Annotated in this window: 14 protein-coding genes and 1 tRNA gene; 6 read left to right on the forward strand and 9 right to left on the reverse strand. The window is 65.0% G+C overall.

The features are described 5' to 3' along the window. Positions 1–23: 23 nt before the first annotated feature. From YP76_RS21585 to YP76_RS21595, 3 genes are read left to right on the forward strand one after another with little or no spacing between them, the layout of a single operon-like run. Positions 24–1637: a DHA2 family efflux MFS transporter permease subunit gene (locus tag YP76_RS21585; RefSeq protein ID WP_052757545.1), complete on the forward strand. Its 1614-nt coding sequence runs from the start codon at positions 24–26 to the stop codon at positions 1635–1637. 8 nt (positions 1638–1645) lie between these two features. Then, on the forward strand, positions 1646–3049 hold the full coding sequence (locus YP76_RS21590; protein WP_052757546.1) for an efflux transporter outer membrane subunit: 1404 nt from the start codon (positions 1646–1648) through the stop codon (positions 3047–3049). A 6-nt stretch (positions 3050–3055) separates the two neighbouring features. Further along, positions 3056–3631: a TetR/AcrR family transcriptional regulator gene (locus YP76_RS21595; protein WP_046765666.1), complete on the forward strand. Its 576-nt coding sequence runs from the start codon at positions 3056–3058 to the stop codon at positions 3629–3631. 38 nt (positions 3632–3669) lie between these two features. Here YP76_RS21595 and YP76_RS21600 read toward each other — a convergent pair. The 3 genes from YP76_RS21600 to moaA all read right to left on the reverse strand — a co-directional run bounded on the left by YP76_RS21600 (position 3670) and on the right by moaA (position 5624). Continuing rightward, a tRNA-Asn gene (locus YP76_RS21600) sits at positions 3670–3744 on the reverse strand. Between the two features lie 78 nt (positions 3745–3822). Then, positions 3823–4599 (reverse strand): NAD kinase, encoded by a 777-nt coding sequence (locus tag YP76_RS21605; protein WP_046765667.1) that lies wholly within the window; start codon positions 4597–4599, stop codon positions 3823–3825. Further along, complete coding sequence (gene moaA / locus YP76_RS21610; protein ID WP_046765668.1) at positions 4596–5624, reverse strand: GTP 3',8-cyclase MoaA; 1029 nt, start codon at positions 5622–5624, stop codon at positions 4596–4598. The genes YP76_RS21605 and moaA overlap by 4 nt, the downstream gene beginning before the upstream one ends. Positions 5625–5718: 94 nt before the next feature. Here moaA and YP76_RS21615 point away from each other — a divergent pair, with 94 nt between their 5' ends. Next, on the forward strand, positions 5719–7755 hold the full coding sequence (locus YP76_RS21615; protein ID WP_046765669.1) for a putative bifunctional diguanylate cyclase/phosphodiesterase: 2037 nt from the start codon (positions 5719–5721) through the stop codon (positions 7753–7755). Here YP76_RS21615 and YP76_RS21620 read toward each other — a convergent pair. The 4 genes from YP76_RS21620 to YP76_RS21635 all read right to left on the reverse strand — a co-directional run bounded on the left by YP76_RS21620 (position 7744) and on the right by YP76_RS21635 (position 12813). Further along, complete coding sequence (locus tag YP76_RS21620) at positions 7744–8475, reverse strand: TorF family putative porin (RefSeq protein ID WP_046765670.1); 732 nt, start codon at positions 8473–8475, stop codon at positions 7744–7746. The genes YP76_RS21615 and YP76_RS21620 overlap by 12 nt on opposite strands. Further along, a complete protein-coding gene (locus YP76_RS21625) occupies positions 8462–8872 on the reverse strand; it encodes a hypothetical protein (RefSeq protein ID WP_046765671.1) in 411 nt (136 codons plus the stop codon). Before YP76_RS21625 ends, YP76_RS21620 begins: the two co-directional genes overlap by 14 nt. 100 nt (positions 8873–8972) lie before the next feature. Continuing rightward, a complete protein-coding gene (mfd, locus tag YP76_RS21630; RefSeq protein WP_046765672.1) occupies positions 8973–12434 on the reverse strand; it encodes a transcription-repair coupling factor in 3462 nt (1153 codons plus the stop codon). A gap of 109 nt (positions 12435–12543) precedes the next feature. Next, the gene (locus YP76_RS21635) at positions 12544–12813 is read right to left on the reverse strand and encodes an FAD assembly factor SdhE (RefSeq protein ID WP_046765673.1); all 270 of its coding nucleotides are present in this window, start codon (positions 12811–12813) and stop codon (positions 12544–12546) included. Positions 12814–12912: 99 nt separating this feature from the next. Between YP76_RS21635 and recG the strand changes: the two genes are divergently transcribed. After that, positions 12913–14976 carry an ATP-dependent DNA helicase RecG gene (gene recG, locus YP76_RS21640; protein WP_046765674.1) on the forward strand — a complete coding sequence of 688 codons (2064 nt, stop codon included), beginning with the start codon at positions 12913–12915 and terminating at the stop codon, positions 14974–14976. Positions 14977–15067: 91 nt separating this feature from the next. After that, positions 15068–16159: a mechanosensitive ion channel family protein gene (locus tag YP76_RS21645; protein ID WP_046765675.1), complete on the forward strand. Its 1092-nt coding sequence runs from the start codon at positions 15068–15070 to the stop codon at positions 16157–16159. Here the strand turns inward: YP76_RS21645 and YP76_RS21650 are convergent. Then, positions 16131–16484, reverse strand: coding sequence for a PilZ domain-containing protein (locus tag YP76_RS21650; protein ID WP_046765676.1), 354 nt, complete (start codon positions 16482–16484; stop codon positions 16131–16133). The genes YP76_RS21645 and YP76_RS21650 overlap by 29 nt on opposite strands. 75 nt (positions 16485–16559) lie before the next feature. Beyond that, entirely contained in the window at positions 16560–17777 is a 1218-nt protein-coding gene (gene tyrS / locus YP76_RS21655; RefSeq protein ID WP_046765804.1) for a tyrosine--tRNA ligase, read from the reverse strand. Positions 17778–17800 lie beyond the last annotated feature (23 nt).

A 17800-nucleotide genomic window follows, 5' to 3' on the forward strand; every position in this document is an offset into this window, starting at 1 on the left:
TCTAGGGCGGAACATAAATTCTCATGACCAGCTTCGCTTCACGGCTGCGCGCATTGGGTCGGGACTGGTCGGACAATCCGTCGGCCATGCCCGACGCACGCAAGTTCCTGATCTTCGGGGTGATGGCCTTCGGGCAGTTCATGGCCCTGTTCGACATCCAGATTGTCTCCGCCTCGCTGAATGAGGTGCAGGCGGGCCTTGCGGCCGGTCCCGACGAGGTGAGCTGGGTGCAGACCGCCTATCTGATGGCGGAACTCGTCATGATCCCGCTCTCCGCCTATCTGGCGCGGGCGATGTCGACGCGCTGGCTGTTCGCCCTGTCGGCGGGACTGTTCACTGTCTCCAGCCTGCTGTGTGGTCTTGCCTGGAACATCGAATCGATGATCGCCTTTCGCGCGATGCAGGGGTTTACGGGCGGGGCGATGGTGCCGCTGGTGTTCGCGGTGGGCTTCAGCATCTTTTCGGGGAAGCAGCGGGCGATGATTCCCGCGATCCTGGGTACGGTCGCGGTGATCGCGCCTACCGCCGGCCCCACGGCGGGCGGCCTCATCACCAACGCGTTCGACTGGCGCTGGCTGTTCTTCATCAACATCCTGCCCGGCATCGTCGTGACCAGCTTGTCGATCGTGGTGATCCGTGTGGACAAGGCCAGGCCGTCGCTGTTCCGCAGCATCGACTGGAGCCATTTCACGGCCATGGCGATATTCCTCGCGGGCCTGGAATATGTGCTGGAGGAAGGGCCGCGCAAGGACTGGTTCGGCGAACCCGCGATCGCCATTGCCGCCTGGCTGTCCTTCGTGGGCTTTGTCCTGTTCCTCGAGCGGGCCTTTTTCTCGACCAATCCGGTCGTGACGTTGCGCCCGTTCCGCAAGCCGATCTTCGCCTTCGCCTGCCTGTTCAATCTCGTCATCGGCTTCGGCATGTATGCGTCGGTCTATCTCGTGCCGGTCTATCTGGCGCGGGTGCGCGGTTACGATTCGCTCCAGATCGGCACGACGGTGTTCGTGGTCGGTCTTGCCCAACTCATGAGCACTTTCATCGCCGCGACGCTCAGCCAGCGGATCGACATGCGCTGGATGATCACCGCGGGATTGAGCCTGTTCGCCGGCAGTCTCTGGCTGACCTCATCCATGACCAGCAACTGGGGTTTCTGGGAACTGGCGCTGCCCCAGGCCGTGCGCGGTCTTGCCCTCATGCTGTGCATCGTACCGAGCGTGAACATGGCGCTTTCCGCCTTTCCGCCCGCCGAACTGGGCGCGGCCTCGGGCCTGTTCAACCTGATGCGCAATCTGGGCGGCGCGGTCGGCATCGCGGTGGTCAACACCTGGTTGCAGGACAATGCCCGAACCGCCGTCGCGCGCATCGGCGAAGCCCTCGGCCATAATGGGCATGAGGCGGGCGAGACGCTGGCGGCGCTGACCGCCAGGATCGGCGCCGTGGTCCCCGATCCTGCACAGGCCGCCCTTACGGCACAGGGCCTGATGGCGCGGGTCGTCGGCCGAGAGGCACTGACTCTCGCGTTCGACGATGTCTTCCGCATCATGGCCTGGATGTTCCTCGCCGCCCTGATCCTCGTCCCCTTCTGCCGCCAGGCGCCCGGCACCCAGCCACCGCCGTCCGAAGCGGCCGCCCATTGATGGAGAAAATGATGCGCCTTGCCTCCCTGTTGTTGCTCACCACGGCCCTGTCGGCCTGCACAGTGGGACCGGATTATCAGCGCCCCGCTACGGTTCTGACTCCGACCTATGCCACGCCCGTCGCCACGCAGGCGGCGGACGCGACATGGTGGCATCGTTTCGACGATCCGCTGCTCGACCGCATCGTCGACAAGGTGCTGGCGCAAAATCTCGACATCGCCGCCGCCAGCGCCCGCATCGCGCAATCGCGAGCGGCGGCGAAGGCGGCGGGCGCGGCGCTCTTGCCCGCGATCGGCGCGGCCGGATCAGCGAGCAGCGCTAGCCAGTCGCTGCATTCGCCCTTCGGCGCGGCGGCGAACCAGCTCGGTTTCCCGCGCGGCTATGAGCTTTATGAGCTGGGCGCGCAGGCAAGTTGGGAAATAGACCTGTTCGGCGGCCTCGCTCGGCAGCGTCAGGCGGCGGTTGCGGGCTTGCAGGCCAGCACCGCCGATGAAGCCGCCGTGCGGCTCAGCGTGGTGGCGGAAACGGTCGACGCCTATCTGCAACTGCGCGGGCTGCAGGCGCGGCTCGATGTTGCGGAAAGGCAGCTTGCGGTGCAACGCGCGCTCACGGATCTCATCCGGCAACGGGTGGTCCAGGGCCTATCCGCCGACCGCGACCTCAACCGCGCCATGGGCGATGCCGAGGGGGTAGAGGCCTCGCTCGTGCCCTTGCGCATGGCGATAGCGGGACAGGTCAACCGGCTCGACGTGCTGATGGGGCAACAGGCCGGCAGTGGCCGTGCCGATCTGTTTTCCGCCACGCCGATCCCGGCGGCTATCATCCCCACCGGCAGTGCCAATCCGGCTGATTTGATGCGCCGCCGCCCGGACGTGGTCGCTGCGGAACGCCGAGTCGCTGCCGCCAATGCGCGCATCGGCGCGGCCTTGGCGGACTATTACCCCAAATTGTCGCTCGGCGGTCTGCTTGGCTTCGCCAGCGTGGGTACGGCAGCTTTGTTCGCGGGCGACGCAGTGCAGGCATCGGGCGGCCTTGGCCTGCGCTGGCGGTTGTTCGATTTTGGTCGTGTCGATGCCGAGGTTGCCGGAGCGCGGGGCGGGGAGGCGGAGGCGCTGGCGCTCTATCGCTCCACTGTCCTCCATGCGACGGAGGATGTGGAAAACGCCTTCGTCCGTCTTGCCGAGGGCCGCAATGAGGTCACGACCTTGGAACGGCAGGTCGCCGTGCTCCGTCAGGCGCGCGCCCAGGCGCAATCGGCCTATGAAAGCGGAGCGGTTGCGCTGATCGAGCTGTTGGATGCAGATAGGATGCTGCTTGCGGCGTCGGATCGTCTTGTAGAGGCACGCGCCGGGGAAGCGCGCGCCTCGGTGGCGGCGATCCGGGCATTGGGCGGTGGTTATCAGGAGGTTTGAACGGCGATGGCCGACAAGAGCGCGCATAAGGCAAAGACACGGGCCCGTATTCTGGAAGAAGCGGCTGGAGCGATCCGCACCGGCGGAACCCAGGGGATCAGCGTCGCCGACCTGATGAAGCGGGCTGGCCTGACCCATGGCGGCTTCTATGCTCATTTCGCATCACGCGACGATCTGGTCGCGCACGCCGTCGGTCGCACGTTCGAGGATAGCTCGATGATGCTCGCCCATTTCCTGGACGGAGAACCCGACCTTGCCGGATTGATCGACTTCTATCTGTCGGAAGGTGCCTATCGACGTGTCGAGAAGGGGTGCCCGCTGCCGGGTCTGGCGGGCGAGGCGGGGCGGATGCCCACACCCGCACGGGAACGTTTCGAGGCGGGCGTGAAGCGTTTCCGCGACCGGATGTCGGCGGCACTGGCGACCATGGGCAAGACCGACAGCGAAGAACTGGCCAGTTCCGTGCTGGCGGAGATGGTCGGGGCGATGACGCTGGCGCGATCCATGCTGGACGATCAAGCGGCCTTCGCCTTCCTCGACGCTTCGCGCAGCCGCATTAAGGCGCGGCTCGGCCTGGAGTGATTCCCAGCGCGAAACCGGTTGTCGGAATGTGGAGGAAGTGGCTCCCCGAGTAGGATTCGAACCTACGGCCATTCGATTAACAGTCGAATGCTCTACCGCTGAGCTATCGGGGAGCAACCCGGCTTCCGTCGGGCAGGCCGCGCCTATAGCAGCGGCTTTCCGATCATGGCAAGCGCCAAATGTCGGAAAAATTACGCGATGAACTGTTCCGCCGCAATCCGGTCGTCCAGCGTATGTTCGGGGTCGAACAGTAGCGTCAGTGGCGTCGCGCGGTCGATCTTCACCTCGACCTGCGCGATGTCGCGAACTTCGCGCTGGTCAGCCACGGCGCTGACCGGGCGCTTCACCGGATCGAGGATGGTGAACTGGATCGCGGTATTCTCCGGCAGGATCGCGCCGCGCCAGCGTCGGGGACGGAAGGGGCTGATCGGCGTCAGCGCCACCAGCGCCGACCCCAGCGGCAGGATCGGCCCATGCGCTGACAGATTATAGGCCGTCGATCCGGCCGGCGTCGCCACCAGCACGCCGTCGCACACCAGTTCGGGCAACACGGTCCGGTCGTTGACCTTCACCTCCAGCTTGGCGGTCTGGCGGGTCTCGCGCAGCAGCGACACCTCGTTGATCGCCGGAATGGAGAAGCGCTCGCCATCCACCGTATCGACGGTCATGCGCAGCGGATTGACCTTGAACGGCTTGGCGGCCTCGATCCGCTGCTCCAGCCGTTCCAGCCGCCATTCGTTCATCAAAAATCCGACCGTGCCCAGGTTCATGCCGAACACCGGCAGGATCTTGCGCCCTTCCAGCATGGAGTGCAGCGTCTGGAGCATGAAGCCGTCGCCGCCCAGCGCAATGATCATGTCGGCCTGTTCCACCGGCACGAAATCATAGGCAGCGCGCAGCCTTTCCTCCGCCGCCTTGGCGGCCGGAGTGGGGGAGGCGACCAGAGCGCGCCGAACCTCGTGCGTCATCCGCCAGTCACGCTCATGTGGCGCCGCACCGCCGCCGGCGGCGCGTCCGCCCCGATGCGGAAATCATGTCTTGCAGGTTTCAGCCGCAGGGCGCGGTCGATCAGCGGTTCCACCGCGTCCAGCCCGCCTTCACGGAAGGCGGTCTTCAGGTCGACATGGTCCTCATGGCCCAGGCACATGAAGATCTTGCCCTCGCAGGTCATGCGCATGCGGTTGCAGTCCGCGCAGAAATTGTTGGTAAGTGGCGTGATCAGCCCCAGCCGCGCCGTCATCCCCTCGACCGCATGGTAGCGCGCCGGTCCCCCTGTGCGATGCGAGAGCGGGGTCAGCATGTGATGTCGCCAGATGGAGTCGGCCACCTGCGTCAGCGGCAGATAATGGTCGGTTCGATCCTCCCCTGTCTCGCCCAGCGGCATCGTCTCGATCAGCGTCAGGTCGAAACCTTCGCCGTTGCACCAATGCAGCATCGGCAGGATCTCATCCTCGTTGATCCCTTTGAGCGCCACCATATTGATCTTGACGGACAGACCCGCATCCCGCGCCGCATTCAGCCCGTCAACGACGGTCCGGACATCGCCGCCCCGCGTTACATGGGCGAAGCGATCGGGATCGCGGCTGTCCAGGCTGACATTGATCCGCCGGACGCCCGCATCGGCCAATGCCTGCGCATGCTGTGCCAGCCGCGTGCCGTTGGTGGTCAGCGTCACCTCGTCCAGTCCGCCGCCCAGATGCCGGCCGATCCGTCGCACCAGATCGACGATATCCCGCCGCACCAGCGGTTCCCCACCCGTCAACCTGATCCGGCGCACGCCCCGCGCGATGAAGAGGTCGGCCAACAGCGCGATCTCCTCCAGTGTCAGCACCTGGTTCTTCGGCAGGAATTGCATCCGCTCCGCCATGCAATAGCGGCAGCGCAGGTCGCAGCGGTCCGTCACCGAAATCCGCAAATAGCTGATCCGGCGGCCGAGTGCGTCGGTCATCGCCCTGCGCCCCGGATCGACCTTGCCCTTATCGACCGTCTCCATTTTTCCTAGCTAGGCGATGGGCATGCACGGTGCAAGTGCCACCGGTTGCAGCAACGTGAACAGGTCGGTAACCGATAGAGGGTAGGAAGGGGCGATGGACCGTCCCAAGGAGCATCATGTGAGCGGTGAAACCGCATTGGACGGACAACGCAGCCTTTTCATCCTGTCGCCGGGCGATCGCGACGGCCTGTCGCAGGCGGTGCGGCAGGCCGGCTGGCGCGTCATCGCGGCCCGGCGCGCGACGGACGCCGCGCAACGTTTCCTGCACAGCGATGCCCAGATCGCGCTGGTCGACATGCGCGGCGTGCGGGATGGCGACACCGGGCTGATCGCATCGCTGATCGCGGCGGTCGATGCCGGGGGCGGGGCGCTCATCGCGCTGGTCGATGAGCGGGACCTGGCGAAAGTGCCGCTGCTGCTGGAGGCAGGGGCCACCCATTATTGCACCGCACCCTTTTCGCAGGAGGCGATGCGCGCCACCCTCATTTCCGCGCAGCGGCTCGTCGACCGGCTGGTCGGCGGGGTGACGCACAGCCGCCGTGCCCAGCGCATCCGGCGGGGCGATGCGCTGTTCTGGGAAAGGGAAGGGGCAGGCATCCGTCTCAGCGATAATCTCGCGCGCCATCTCGGTCTGGATAGTCTGCATATCAGCCCGGCGGGCTTCATCCGCCGCTTGCCCCGGGCGGAACGCCGCTCCGTCATCGCGGCGCTGCGCGGCATGATGCGCACCGGCCGTCCGGAAGCCTTTGCCCACGCAGCCCTGAGCCGTCCCGGCGACCGGCTGGTTCATCATCTGCGCCTGATCGACGGCGTGGTGGCGGCCGACGTGGAGTGGCTGTCCGATGCCCATGGCCATGACGCGACCGGCCGCGACGACCTGACCGGTCTGCGCTCGCGTCAGGCTGCGCTCGACTGGCTCGACCGGCGCAAGGGGCTGGCGACCACCGTCCTGCTGCTGTCGATCAGCCAGTTCGACCGGATGAATGCGGCCTATGGACAAGTGGTCGGTGACGCGTTGCTGGGTCGCATCGCCCGCCGGATCGAGCGCATGACCGTCGACATGGCGGTAGGCGGCATCGCCGCGCGCATCGCGGGCACGGAGTTCCTCATCGGCCTGACCGGTGAGGCTGCGACCGCTGATCGCGCCACCTTCCTGGCGCGGCAGTTGATCGGGGCCATCGGCCGCCCGTTCAGCGCGGGCGACCATCTGATCCGTCTCACCGCTCGCTGCGGCATCGCCCAGTCGCGCCCCGACGACGACGCTACCAATCTCATCCGCCGCGCGGGAACTGCCCTGGCCGATGCGCGGCGGGGTGGGGGAGAGGGTATCCGCATCTTCTCCGCCGAAAGGCGCAGCCGCCAGGTCGACGCGGACCAGCTCGAAACCGACCTGCGCCTGGCGCTTCACCGGGGCGAGATCGGCATATTGTTCCAGCCCCAATATCCGGTGGGCGGCGAACATATGACCGGGGTGGAGGCGCTCGCCCGCTGGAATCATCCGCAATATGGGGCGCTCGGGGCGGGCATCTTGTTCGCGACGGCGGAACGTTCCGATTACATGCTCCCGCTTTCGGCGCATATCCAGGCCGAAGCCTTGCGTCAGGCGGCGAACTGGCCGCGCGCGCTGTCGCATCTGCGCCTTTCGCTCAACGTCACGGCGGAGGACATCGCCCAGCCCGGCTTCATGCCGCAATTCCTGAACCTGGTGGACACCAGCGGCTTTCCGCGATCGCGCCTGACGGTCGAGATCACCGAAAGCGGCCTGATCGAGGATGTCGACAATGCCACGGCGCTTCTCACAGCGCTGCGCGCAGAGGGGCTGGCGGTGGCGGTGGACGATTTCGGCACCGGCTATTCCAGCCTTGCCTATCTGAAGAGCCTGCCGCTCGATTATCTCAAGATCGACAGCGGCCTGGCGCAGGACATCGCCGGAACCGCGCGCGACCGCATCATCGTGCGCGGCGTCATCCACATGGCGAAGTCGCTGGGCCTCAGCGTCATCGCGGAGGGGGTGGAGACCGAACAGCAGCTCGATCTCCTCGCCCGCGAGGGCTGCGACTATTATCAGGGCTTCCTGCGCTCCGCAGGCGTCTCTTCCGCCGACCTGGTGACCCTGGCGCTAAAGGCTTAGGCCCACCCGACCGATCAGGCTTGCCCCGGCATGGCGGCTGCCCGGCCCGTCAATGCTGCTATTGGCGTAGCGCAACCCGACGAACCAACGGTCCATCAGATAGTCGACATTGATCCCATGGTCCCAATAGGTCCCTTCCGGTCGCAGCCGTGCCGCTTGGACGGGATCGCGGACCTCGCCTGAAGACCGTCCGATCCGCGCCGAAAGGGTAAGAGGCGTCCCCGGCAGGCCCGTCGCCACCGTCGCCGAGAGATAGAGATTATCCCCTCCTAACGACGATTGCCGGGGCGCATAGCTTGCGTTCAGATCGACGCTGGCCGGCCCGATCAGGAATCCCGCCCCCGCGCCGATTTCGCCATAGCCCTGCCCCGAAGCCCCCGGAAACAGATGATAGCGTCCCTCGGCGGACAGCCGCCACCCGCCGATCTGCCGCACATGGGCTGCGCCCAGATCAAGCACGGCGTCAGCCCCGCCATGCCGCTCGTCGCCCCATAGCGATACGGCCGTGCCTTCCAGGCTCAGACCCTCCGCCACGGGCACGGACAGCGTGCCGCGCAGCACCGGATCGCCATCGCTCCAACTGAGCCCACGGCGCCGCTCTTCGCTTGCGATCTCGACCGTCGCCGAAACGCCGTCCGCATATTGCGCGAAGGCCGGACCGGCGCTGGCGCAACCCATCAGGGTGCACGCCAGCGCTATCCGCTTTTCAGTTCGAGGCAAGTTTGCGTACGGCATCGAGTTCGGCCAGCAACGGCGCCCGGTCCGCCTCGGCAACCGCGATCAGATGGTCGCGAATCCTGCCTTCATGCTGGGCCAGATTGCGCTCGCCCGACTGGCGGCCCGGCGTGCAAGCGCCATGCTCGCTGCCCGAAAACTGCTTGTCGCTGGAAATCGTGCGGCTGAGCGCAGGGCCATGGCTCAGCGCCCGGTCGACGACGATCGTCGCTGTCCACTGGCAACGTTGCATATCCATCCGGTTCGGGGTTTTCGCGCCGACGGTCTTCGTCCGGAATTCGGGACGGGCGGTATAGCTTGCCTGCACCGGGGTTCCGCCATGGTCGATCTGAACGGTATGCGTGGCGGCAGCGGCCGCCATCGCGATAAGGGTCAAACTCATATCAATTCTCCTGCTCGATGCCGGACTTTGTCGCCGGTCATCGATGCAGGATTTAGGTTCCGACTGTTGCTGGCTCTTGTCTGCGCCATGACAAAGGGTGCTATCCCGCCGCTTTCGCCAGCCCCTTCGACAATTGCAGCGCGCCGTTCAGCCGAGCAGCCGGATCGGCCCAGGCACGGTTCACCACGATCTTGCTGTCGGGCCGCAGCCGCGCCACGCCGTTCAGTCGCTGGATATAGGCAACCAGATTCTCCGGCTTGGGGAATCGATCCTCGAAAAAGCTGACCAGCGCCCCCTTCGGCCCGACATCGATCTTCGCGATATTGGCGGTCACGCAATTCTGCTTGATCTCGATCACCTTGAAGAGGTTCTGCGTCGGCGCGGGCAGCTTCCCGAACCGGTCGATCAGTTCCGCCGCGAAAGCCTCCAGCCCCTGCCGGTCCTCGACCTCGTTCAGGCGCCGGTACAGCCCCATCCGCAAATCCAGATCGGGCACATAATCCTCCGGGATCAGGATGGGCGCGTCGACCGTGATCTGTGGCGAGAAGCTGTCCCGCTTCTCGATCCCCGCGCCCCCGGCCTTGGCTTCCAGGATCGCATCCTCCAGCATCGACTGGTAGAGTTCGAAGCCGACCTCCTTGATATGCCCGGACTGCTCGTCGCCCACCAGATTGCCCGCGCCGCGAATGTCCAGGTCGTGAGACGCCAGTTGGAACCCGGCCCCCAGCGTATCCAGATCGGACAACACCTTCAGCCGCTTTTCCGCCGTCTCGGTGATCACCTTGTTCGCGGGCGTGGTGAAATAGGCATAGGCCCGCGTCTTCGACCGCCCGACGCGCCCGCGAAGCTGGTAAAGCTGCGCCAGTCCGAACCGATCCGCCCGATGGATGATGAGCGTGTTGGCCGAAGGAATGTCGAGACCGCTCTCGACGATGGTGGTCGACAGCAGCACGTCGTACCGCTTGTCGTAAAATGCCGACATCCGCTCCTCGACCTCGCCCGCCGCCATCTGGCCATGGGCGACGATGGGCTTCACCTCCGGCACTTCGGTCCGCAGAAACTCCTCCACCTCGGTCAGGTCGGCAATGCGCGGCACCACGAAGAAGCTCTGCCCGCCGCGATAATGCTCGCGCAGCAGCGCCTCGCGGATCACCACCCCGTCCCAGGGCATGATGTAGGTCCGCACCGCCAGACGATCGACCGGCGGCGTCTGGATGACGGAAAGCTCCCGCAGCCCCGACATTGCCATCTGCAAGGTGCGCGGAATCGGCGTCGCCGTCAGCGTTAGCACATGCACATCGGTCTTGAGCGACTTCAGCCGCTCCTTGTGCGTGACGCCGAAGCGCTGTTCCTCGTCAACGATGACGAGGCCGAGCCGCTTGAACTCCAACCCCTTCGCCAGCAGGGCATGGGTACCCACCACAATATCGACGGTTCCGTCGGCCAGCCCGGCCTTGACGGCCCTGGCCTCCTTGTCCGGCACCAGCCGCGACAGGCGGCCGATATTCACAGGAAAGCCCCGGAACCGCTCCTCGAAATTCATATGATGCTGCCGTGCGAGCAGGGTGGTGGGGCAGATCACCACCACCTGCATCCCCGCCATCGCCGCCACGAAGGCGGCGCGCAAAGCCACCTCCGTCTTGCCGAACCCAACGTCACCACAGACCAGCCGGTCCATCGGCCGCCCGGCGCCCAGATCCTCGACCACGTCCATGATGGCGCGGTCTTGATCCTCCGTCTCCTGATAGGGGAAGCGGTCGACGAACGCCGGATAACCCGCGCTGTCCGGCTCCGCCACGGTCGCGGCCCGAAGCGCGCGTTCCGCCGCCGTCTTGAGCAATTCACCCGCAATCTCGCGGATGCGCTCCTTCATCCTTGCCTTGCGCCGCTGCCACGCCTCGCCGCCCAGTCTGTCGAGGCTCACGCCCTCGCTGTCAGAGCCATAGCGGGAGAGAACCTCCAGATTCTCCACCGGCACATAGAGCTTGTCGCCGCCCGCATATTCCAGCGCCACGCAGTCATGCGCGGCCTTCGCCACCGGAATCTGCGTCAGCCCCTCATAGCGGCCGATGCCATGGTCCATATGCACGACCAGATCGCCCGGCGAGAGCGTCGCCAGTTCAGCCAAGAAGGCGTCCGCACTCTTCTTCCGCTTGGCCCGCCGCACCAGCCGGTCGCCCAGCATGTCCTGCTCGGTCAGGACGGCAACGTCAGGCGCGGTAAAGCCATGGTCCAGCGGCAAGACGGTCAGCACCGTGCTGCCCCCGGCCGCGATCCCCAAAGCCTCCTGCCAGCTATCCGCCGCCGCGATCCGCTTCAGCCCATGATCGGCCAGCAATCCCGAAAGCCGCTCCCGCGCACCCCCGGAGTAACTGGCGATGACGACCTTCTTCTTAGCCCGCTGCAACGAAGCGATATGCTTGCCCACCGCCTCATAGACATTGGCGTTCTGCGCCCGCTCCGGTGCGAAATCGCGCGGCCCATCGACAGCGAAATCCAGAACGGTCGGGCTTTCCGGCTCATGAAAAGGCGTGGTCGCGTGCATCGGCCACTTGCCGACGATGTCGGCCCATTCCTCCGCATCCAGATAGAGCGCTTTCGGCTCCAAAGGCCGGTACGCCCCCGGATCGGATGACTTCGCAGCCACGCGATTGGCGTGATAATCCCGGATCGCCTCGAACCGCGCCTCGGCCGCACCCGCCACGCCATGGTCCAGCACGACCAGCGTGTCGTCGCCCAGATGGTCGGTCATCGGCACCAGCCGTTCCTCGAACAGCGGCAGCCAATGCTCCATTCCGGCCAGCCGCCGCCCGTCGCTCACCGCCTGATAGAGCGGGTCGCCCGTCGCCGTCGCCCCGAACGTCTCGCGATAGCGCCCGCGAAACCGCTTGATCGTTTCCTCGTCGAGCAACGCTTCGGACGCGGGCAGCAGGGTAAAGCCATCGACACTCCCACTGGTCCGCTGGTCGGCCGGATCGAAGCGCCGCACAGTCTCGATCTCGTCCCCGAAGAAATCGAGCCGCAATGGCTGTTCCTCGCCGCCGGGAAACAGATCGACAATGCCGCCGCGAATGGCGAACTCGCCCCGGTCATGCACGGTATCGGTCCGCACATAGCCATTGGCCTGCAACATCTCCGCCAGCCGCGAAATCGCGATCCGCTCCTTGGGCGCGAGCTTCGCCACCAACTGTCGTACACGGAAAGGCGTCAACGTCCTCTGCGTCAGCGCATTGAGCGTCGTCAGAACAAGCTGCGGCCCCTTGGGCTTGCCCTGAAGCGCATAAAGCCCCGCCAACCGCGCCGAAGCCGTGCGCAGCGAAGGACTGGCCCGGTCATAGGGCAGGCAGTCCCAGGCGGGAATTTCGATAATCTCAATCTCCGGTGCGAAATAATGCGCCGTATCCGCCACCGCGCGCATAAGCTGCTCATCAGGCGCAACGAACAACGCCCGCGAAGGCGCCGCCCGCGCGATATCCGCCAGCAACCAGGGCTGAAACCCGGCCGGAACCCCCGAAAGGGTGATGGGGGCAGAGGCTTTGAGGATCTTGAGAAGGTCAGTCATTCTTTATTTCGTCATTCCCGCAAAGGCGGGAATCCATCTCCCGACCGTGCGTCTAGATGCCAGCGCCTGAGATGGATTCCCGCCTTTGCGGGAATGACAGGGGAGGGGGCTATTTCTTCCCAATCTCCACAAAATCCAGCTTCACAAACTTGTCCCACATCGGCCCCTGCCACTCCTCCGGCACCGGCAGCGTGCCCAAGGCCCAGGCCATGATGTCGGCATCCTGCTCATCCATGAACCGCTCGAACCAGACAATTTCGTCCTCGCCCCATTCGGCATGATAGCGATCGAAGAAACCGCCGACGGCCAGATCCGCTTCCTTTATACCACGATGCCATGCCCGGAATTGCAGGCGGCGGATGCGAGGATCTTCGTTCACAATTTGTTCCTTGCGCAGACATGCTAAAATCACCGATCGCCAAAATCCCATTGGATGTTTGCGCATCGTCCCGGCTGGGCTAGATGCCGTCAGATAGACATGAGACCCGATATCCTCAACCCACTCTTCACCGAAATCGAAGCGCTCAAGGGCGTCGGTCCCGCGCTGGCCAAACCGCTGGAGCGGCTGGGTCTCGCCCGGGCCGTGGATGTGGCGTTCCATCTGCCGGTCAGCTTCATCGACCGCCGCATGGTGGACGAACTCATCCTGAGCGACTCAGGCCGCGTCATCGGCATCCAGCTTACGCCCACCGACTATCGCGCCTCCGGCAGCGCCCGCGCACCCTTTCGCGTGATCGCGCAGGACAAGTACGGCAACACGGTCGCGCTCGTCTATTTCGGCCGCAACAGTGCCTGGCCCCGCAAGCTGCTGCCGCTGGGCGAACCCAAGTTCGTCTCCGGCAAACTGGAGGCCTATGGCGACAATCTCCAGATCGTCCACCCCGACTATGTCCTCGCGCCGGAGGAAGCCGCCACCATCCCCTCCCGCGAGCCGGTCTATGGCCTGTCGGAAGGCCTCACCAACAACCGCATGCGCGACCTCGCCGCCCAGGCCCTGAGCCGCGCTCCCGACCTCCCAGAATGGATCGAACCCAGCCTGCTGGGCAGCAAAGGCTGGCCCACATGGCACGAAGCGCTCACCCGCATCCACGCGGACCCCAGCGATGCCAAGGCCCGCGAGCGCCTCGCCTATGACGAGATTTTCGCGGGCCAACTCGCGTTGATGCTCGTCCGCCAGTCCTCCCGCAAGCGCAAGGGCGTGCCCATCGCCGGAGACGGTCGACTGCGCGCCATGCTCCACCTGCCCTTCGCCCCGACGGGCGCCCAGCGCCGCGCCTTCGGAGAGATTGAAGGCGACATGGCCCAGCCCGTCCCCATGCTCCGCCTCCTGCAGGGCGATGTGGGCTCCGGTAAGACCCTGGTGGCGTTGATAGCTCTCCTCAACACGGTCGAGGCCGGCGCGCAGGGCGCGCTTCTGGCACCTACCGAAATACTCGCTCGCCAGCATTATGAAACGCTGCGCAGGATGGCGTCGGGCCTGCCCGTCACCATCGCGATCCTGACCGGTCGGGAAAAGGGCAAGACCCGCGAATCCACTCTGATGGGCCTGGCGGACGGTAGCATCGATATTCTCGTCGGCACCCACGCCATCTTCCAGGATGCGGTGCGCTACAGGAATCTCGCCTTGGCGGTGATCGACGAACAGCACCGATTCGGCGTCGCCCAGCGCATGATGCTGGCCTCGAAAGCCGAGCGCACGCCCCATCTTCTGGTGATGACCGCGACCCCGATCCCGCGCACCCTGACGCTGACCTATTATGGCGAAATGGACGTATCGCGCCTGGACGAGATGCCCCCCGGCCGCCAGCCGATTCAGACCGTCGTCATGTCCGCCAACCGTCTCGATGAAGTGGTTGAAGCCCTTGCCCGCCACATGGAAGGCGGCGGCCAGGCCTATTGGGTCTGTCCTCTGGTCGAGGAAAGCGAAACCAGCGATCAGGCAGCCGCCGAAGCCCGCGCCGAAATGCTGAAGATGCGCTTCGGCGAGTCGGTCGGCCTTGTCCACGGCCGCATGAAGGGGCCGGAAAAGGACGCCGCGATGGAGGCCTTCGCCTCCGCCCGCACCAAAATCCTGGTCGCCACCACGGTGATCGAAGTCGGTGTCGACGTTCCCAATTCCAACCTCATCATCATCGAGGGCGCCGAACGTTTTGGGCTGGCCCAACTCCACCAGCTCAGGGGCCGGGTGGGCCGGGGCCAGAACCACAGCGTCTGCATTCTCGTGCGCGGCGGCACCCTGTCGGAAACCTCCCGCGCCCGCCTGGCGCTGATGCGGGAGACCAATGACGGCTTCCGCATAGCCGAAGAGGATCTGCGCTTGCGTGGAGCGGGCGAAATCCTCGGCACCCGCCAATCGGGCGAGCAGCAGTTGAAAATCGCCACCCCGGAACATCTGTCGGCGCTGCTGGAGTCCGCGCGGGACGACGCCCACCTCCTGATCGACCGCGACGGCGGCCTCAGCGAAGCGAGAGGGCAGGCTGCGCGCACCTGCCTCTACCTCTTTGAACGCGACGCGGCCGTCGGTCTGCTCCGAAGCGGCTAGAGATGCATGCTCCTGCCTTCGCAGGAACACGCCTCGACCGCCATGATGCTGCACCCGCGAAACTATCGCGGGCCCATGTCGTTGCCAAATCATGCAATCCGACATCAGCCTCCACCATATCACCGCCATGGCGGCGATCTCCATCCTCCTGTCGGTTGCCGTGGCCTTCCTGCTCCACGGGCTGGTTTATTGGCTTGGCACGCGCATCGTCCGGCGCTTGTCGGTAGAGCCGATCATCCTGCCCGCCATCTACCATCCAACCCGCTGGATCATCGTCCTCACGACGCTGGCTGCCGGTGTCCAGCCCTTGACCTTGGCCCCACAGATAGAGGCGATCTGGTCCATCGCTTCGAAAATGACCTTCATCCTGCTGATGGGCTGGCTGATCCTAGCCGCCATGCGCGCGGGCCGCATCCTGCTCGAACGGCGCAGCGACATCACGGTCGAGGATAATCTCAAGGCCCGGCGCCAGCACACCCGCATCCGCATCCTCTATCGCGTGACGCAGTTCATCGTCGGCTTCATCATCCTTTCGCTGATGCTGATCGCGATTCCGGGCGTCCGTACCGTCGGTGTCACCCTGATGGCGTCGGCGGGCCTGGCGGGTCTTGCCGTGGGTGCTGCGGCTCAACCGGCCCTCAAGAACCTGATCGCCGGCATCCAGATGGCCTTTTCCGAGCCCATCCGCCTCGACGACGTCCTGATCGTGGAGGGGGAATGGGGCAGGGTGGAGGATATCAAGCTGACCTATGTGGTGGTCCGCATCTGGGACGACCGCCGCCTGATCGTTCCCGTCTCCTATTTTCTCGAAAAGCCCTTTCAGAACTGGACGACGAAAACGTCCGACCTGCTCGGCACGGTCTTCCTCTATGTCGACCCCGCCACCGATATAGAGCCGATCCGCGCCCGTTTCGTCGAGGCGGTCCGGTCCAACAGCCGCTGGGACGGCCGCGTCGCGATCCTGCAAGTCACGGACCACCGCGCCGACGCATTGGAACTACGCGGCCTCCTTAGTGCACGGAATGCTGGCATCGCCTTCGACCTGCGCTGCGAAGTGCGCGAAGCGATGATGCACTATCTTCGCACGGAAATGCCGCAGGCTCTGGTCCGCTCGCGCCACCGCATCGAAGCGGGGGAGGGATTTGCGGAGAGTCCTACCAGGCCGTCTGCCGCGGCGGGATGAGCGAAAGCATCGCATCATAGATTTGCGGTTCGATCGGCCCGATGAATTCGATGCCGATCCGGCCGTCTTCGGCCCAGCGCACTTCCGCGATATGGTCCTTGACGACCGGCAGCCAGACGGTGAGGCGCTCCCCGATCCGGATGGGGGCCTCCGTCCGGCACATCAGTCCCAGCGCGGAGATATTGATGATCCGCGCGCCATGAGTCCGTCCCTGCGCCGTGATATGGCTGACCATATCGACCAGATCGCGCTGGACCCGCCGCTGATTGATCGAAGGATCGCGCGACAGGTTGAGATGGCTCAGATTTGCGAACACCGAAGGCATGTCGACAGCCTAGGTAAGGAAGGTCGCCTCTTCCTTACCAAATCCGGTTAACGCGCCTTATACGTTCTTTTGATTTCAGTCGGTTACCAGCCCGTGTTTCTTCGCGCCGAAGCTCAACTTGTCGCCCGGCTTCAGCACCAGCGCCGGATCGCTGACCACCTCGCCGTTCACGCGAATGGCCCCCTCGGCCAGCTTGCGCCGCACTTCCTTATTGGAAGCCGCAAAGCCCAGCGCCGTCGTCCCCTGCACGACATTCAACCCCTCGGCCCCCAGGCTGACGGTCGGCAGATTGGCATCCGAAGTGCCTTCCTCGAAAGTCTTGCGTGCCGTCTCCGCCGCCAGAGCCGCTGCCTCGGCCCCACGGCACAAGGCGGTCGCCTCATTGGCCAGGATCTTCTTCGCCTCGTTGATCTCCGCGCCCTGCAATGAAGCCAGCCGCTCCACCTCATCCATCGGCAGGTCGGTGAACAGCCGCAGCCGGTTCGCGACATCGGCGTCGGCGGTATTCCGCCAGAACTGCCAATAATCATAGTGGGAAAGCTGATCCTCGTTCAGCCACACCGCGCCGCCCACGGTCTTGCCCATCTTGGTCCCGTCGGCATTGGTCAGCAGCGGCGTGGTCAGGCCGAAAACCTGGGTTCCATCGACGCGCCGGGCCAGTTCGACACCGTTGACGATATTCCCCCACTGATCCGACCCGCCCATCTGGAGACGGCAGGCCGACCGGCGCGACAATTCCAGGAAGTCATAGGCCTGAAGGATCATATAATTGAATTCGAGGAAGGAGAGCGACTGCTCCCGGTCCAGCCGCAGCTTCACCGAATCGAAGCTCAGCATCCGGTTGACCGAGAAATGCTGCCCGATGTCGCGCAGGAACGGGATATATTCGAGGCGGTCCAGCCACTCGGCATTGTCCAGCATGATCGCGTCGGTCGGTCCGTCGCCGAACGTCAGGAACCGCTGGAACACCCGCTTGATGCTGGCCACATTCTCCGCGATGAGGTCGGTCGTCAGCAGCTTGCGCGCCTCGTCCTTGAAGCTCGGATCGCCGATCTTGCCCGTGCCGCCGCCCATCAGCACGATCGGCTTGTGTCCCGCCTTCTGCAATTGGCGCAGCATCATGATCGACACCAGATGCCCGACATGCAGCGAAGGCGCCGTCGGATCGAAACCGATATAGCCCGGCACGATCTGCCTGGAGGCGAGAGTGTCCAGCCCCTCCGCATCGGTTAGCTGGTGAATGTAACCGCGCGCTTCGAGCAGGCGGAGCAGATCGGACTGGTAGTTGCTCATGGCGCGCGCCTGTAGCATTGAGG

Source organism: Sphingobium chungbukense (genome assembly GCF_001005725.1).
Taxonomy (GTDB): domain Bacteria; phylum Pseudomonadota; class Alphaproteobacteria; order Sphingomonadales; family Sphingomonadaceae; genus Sphingobium; species Sphingobium chungbukense.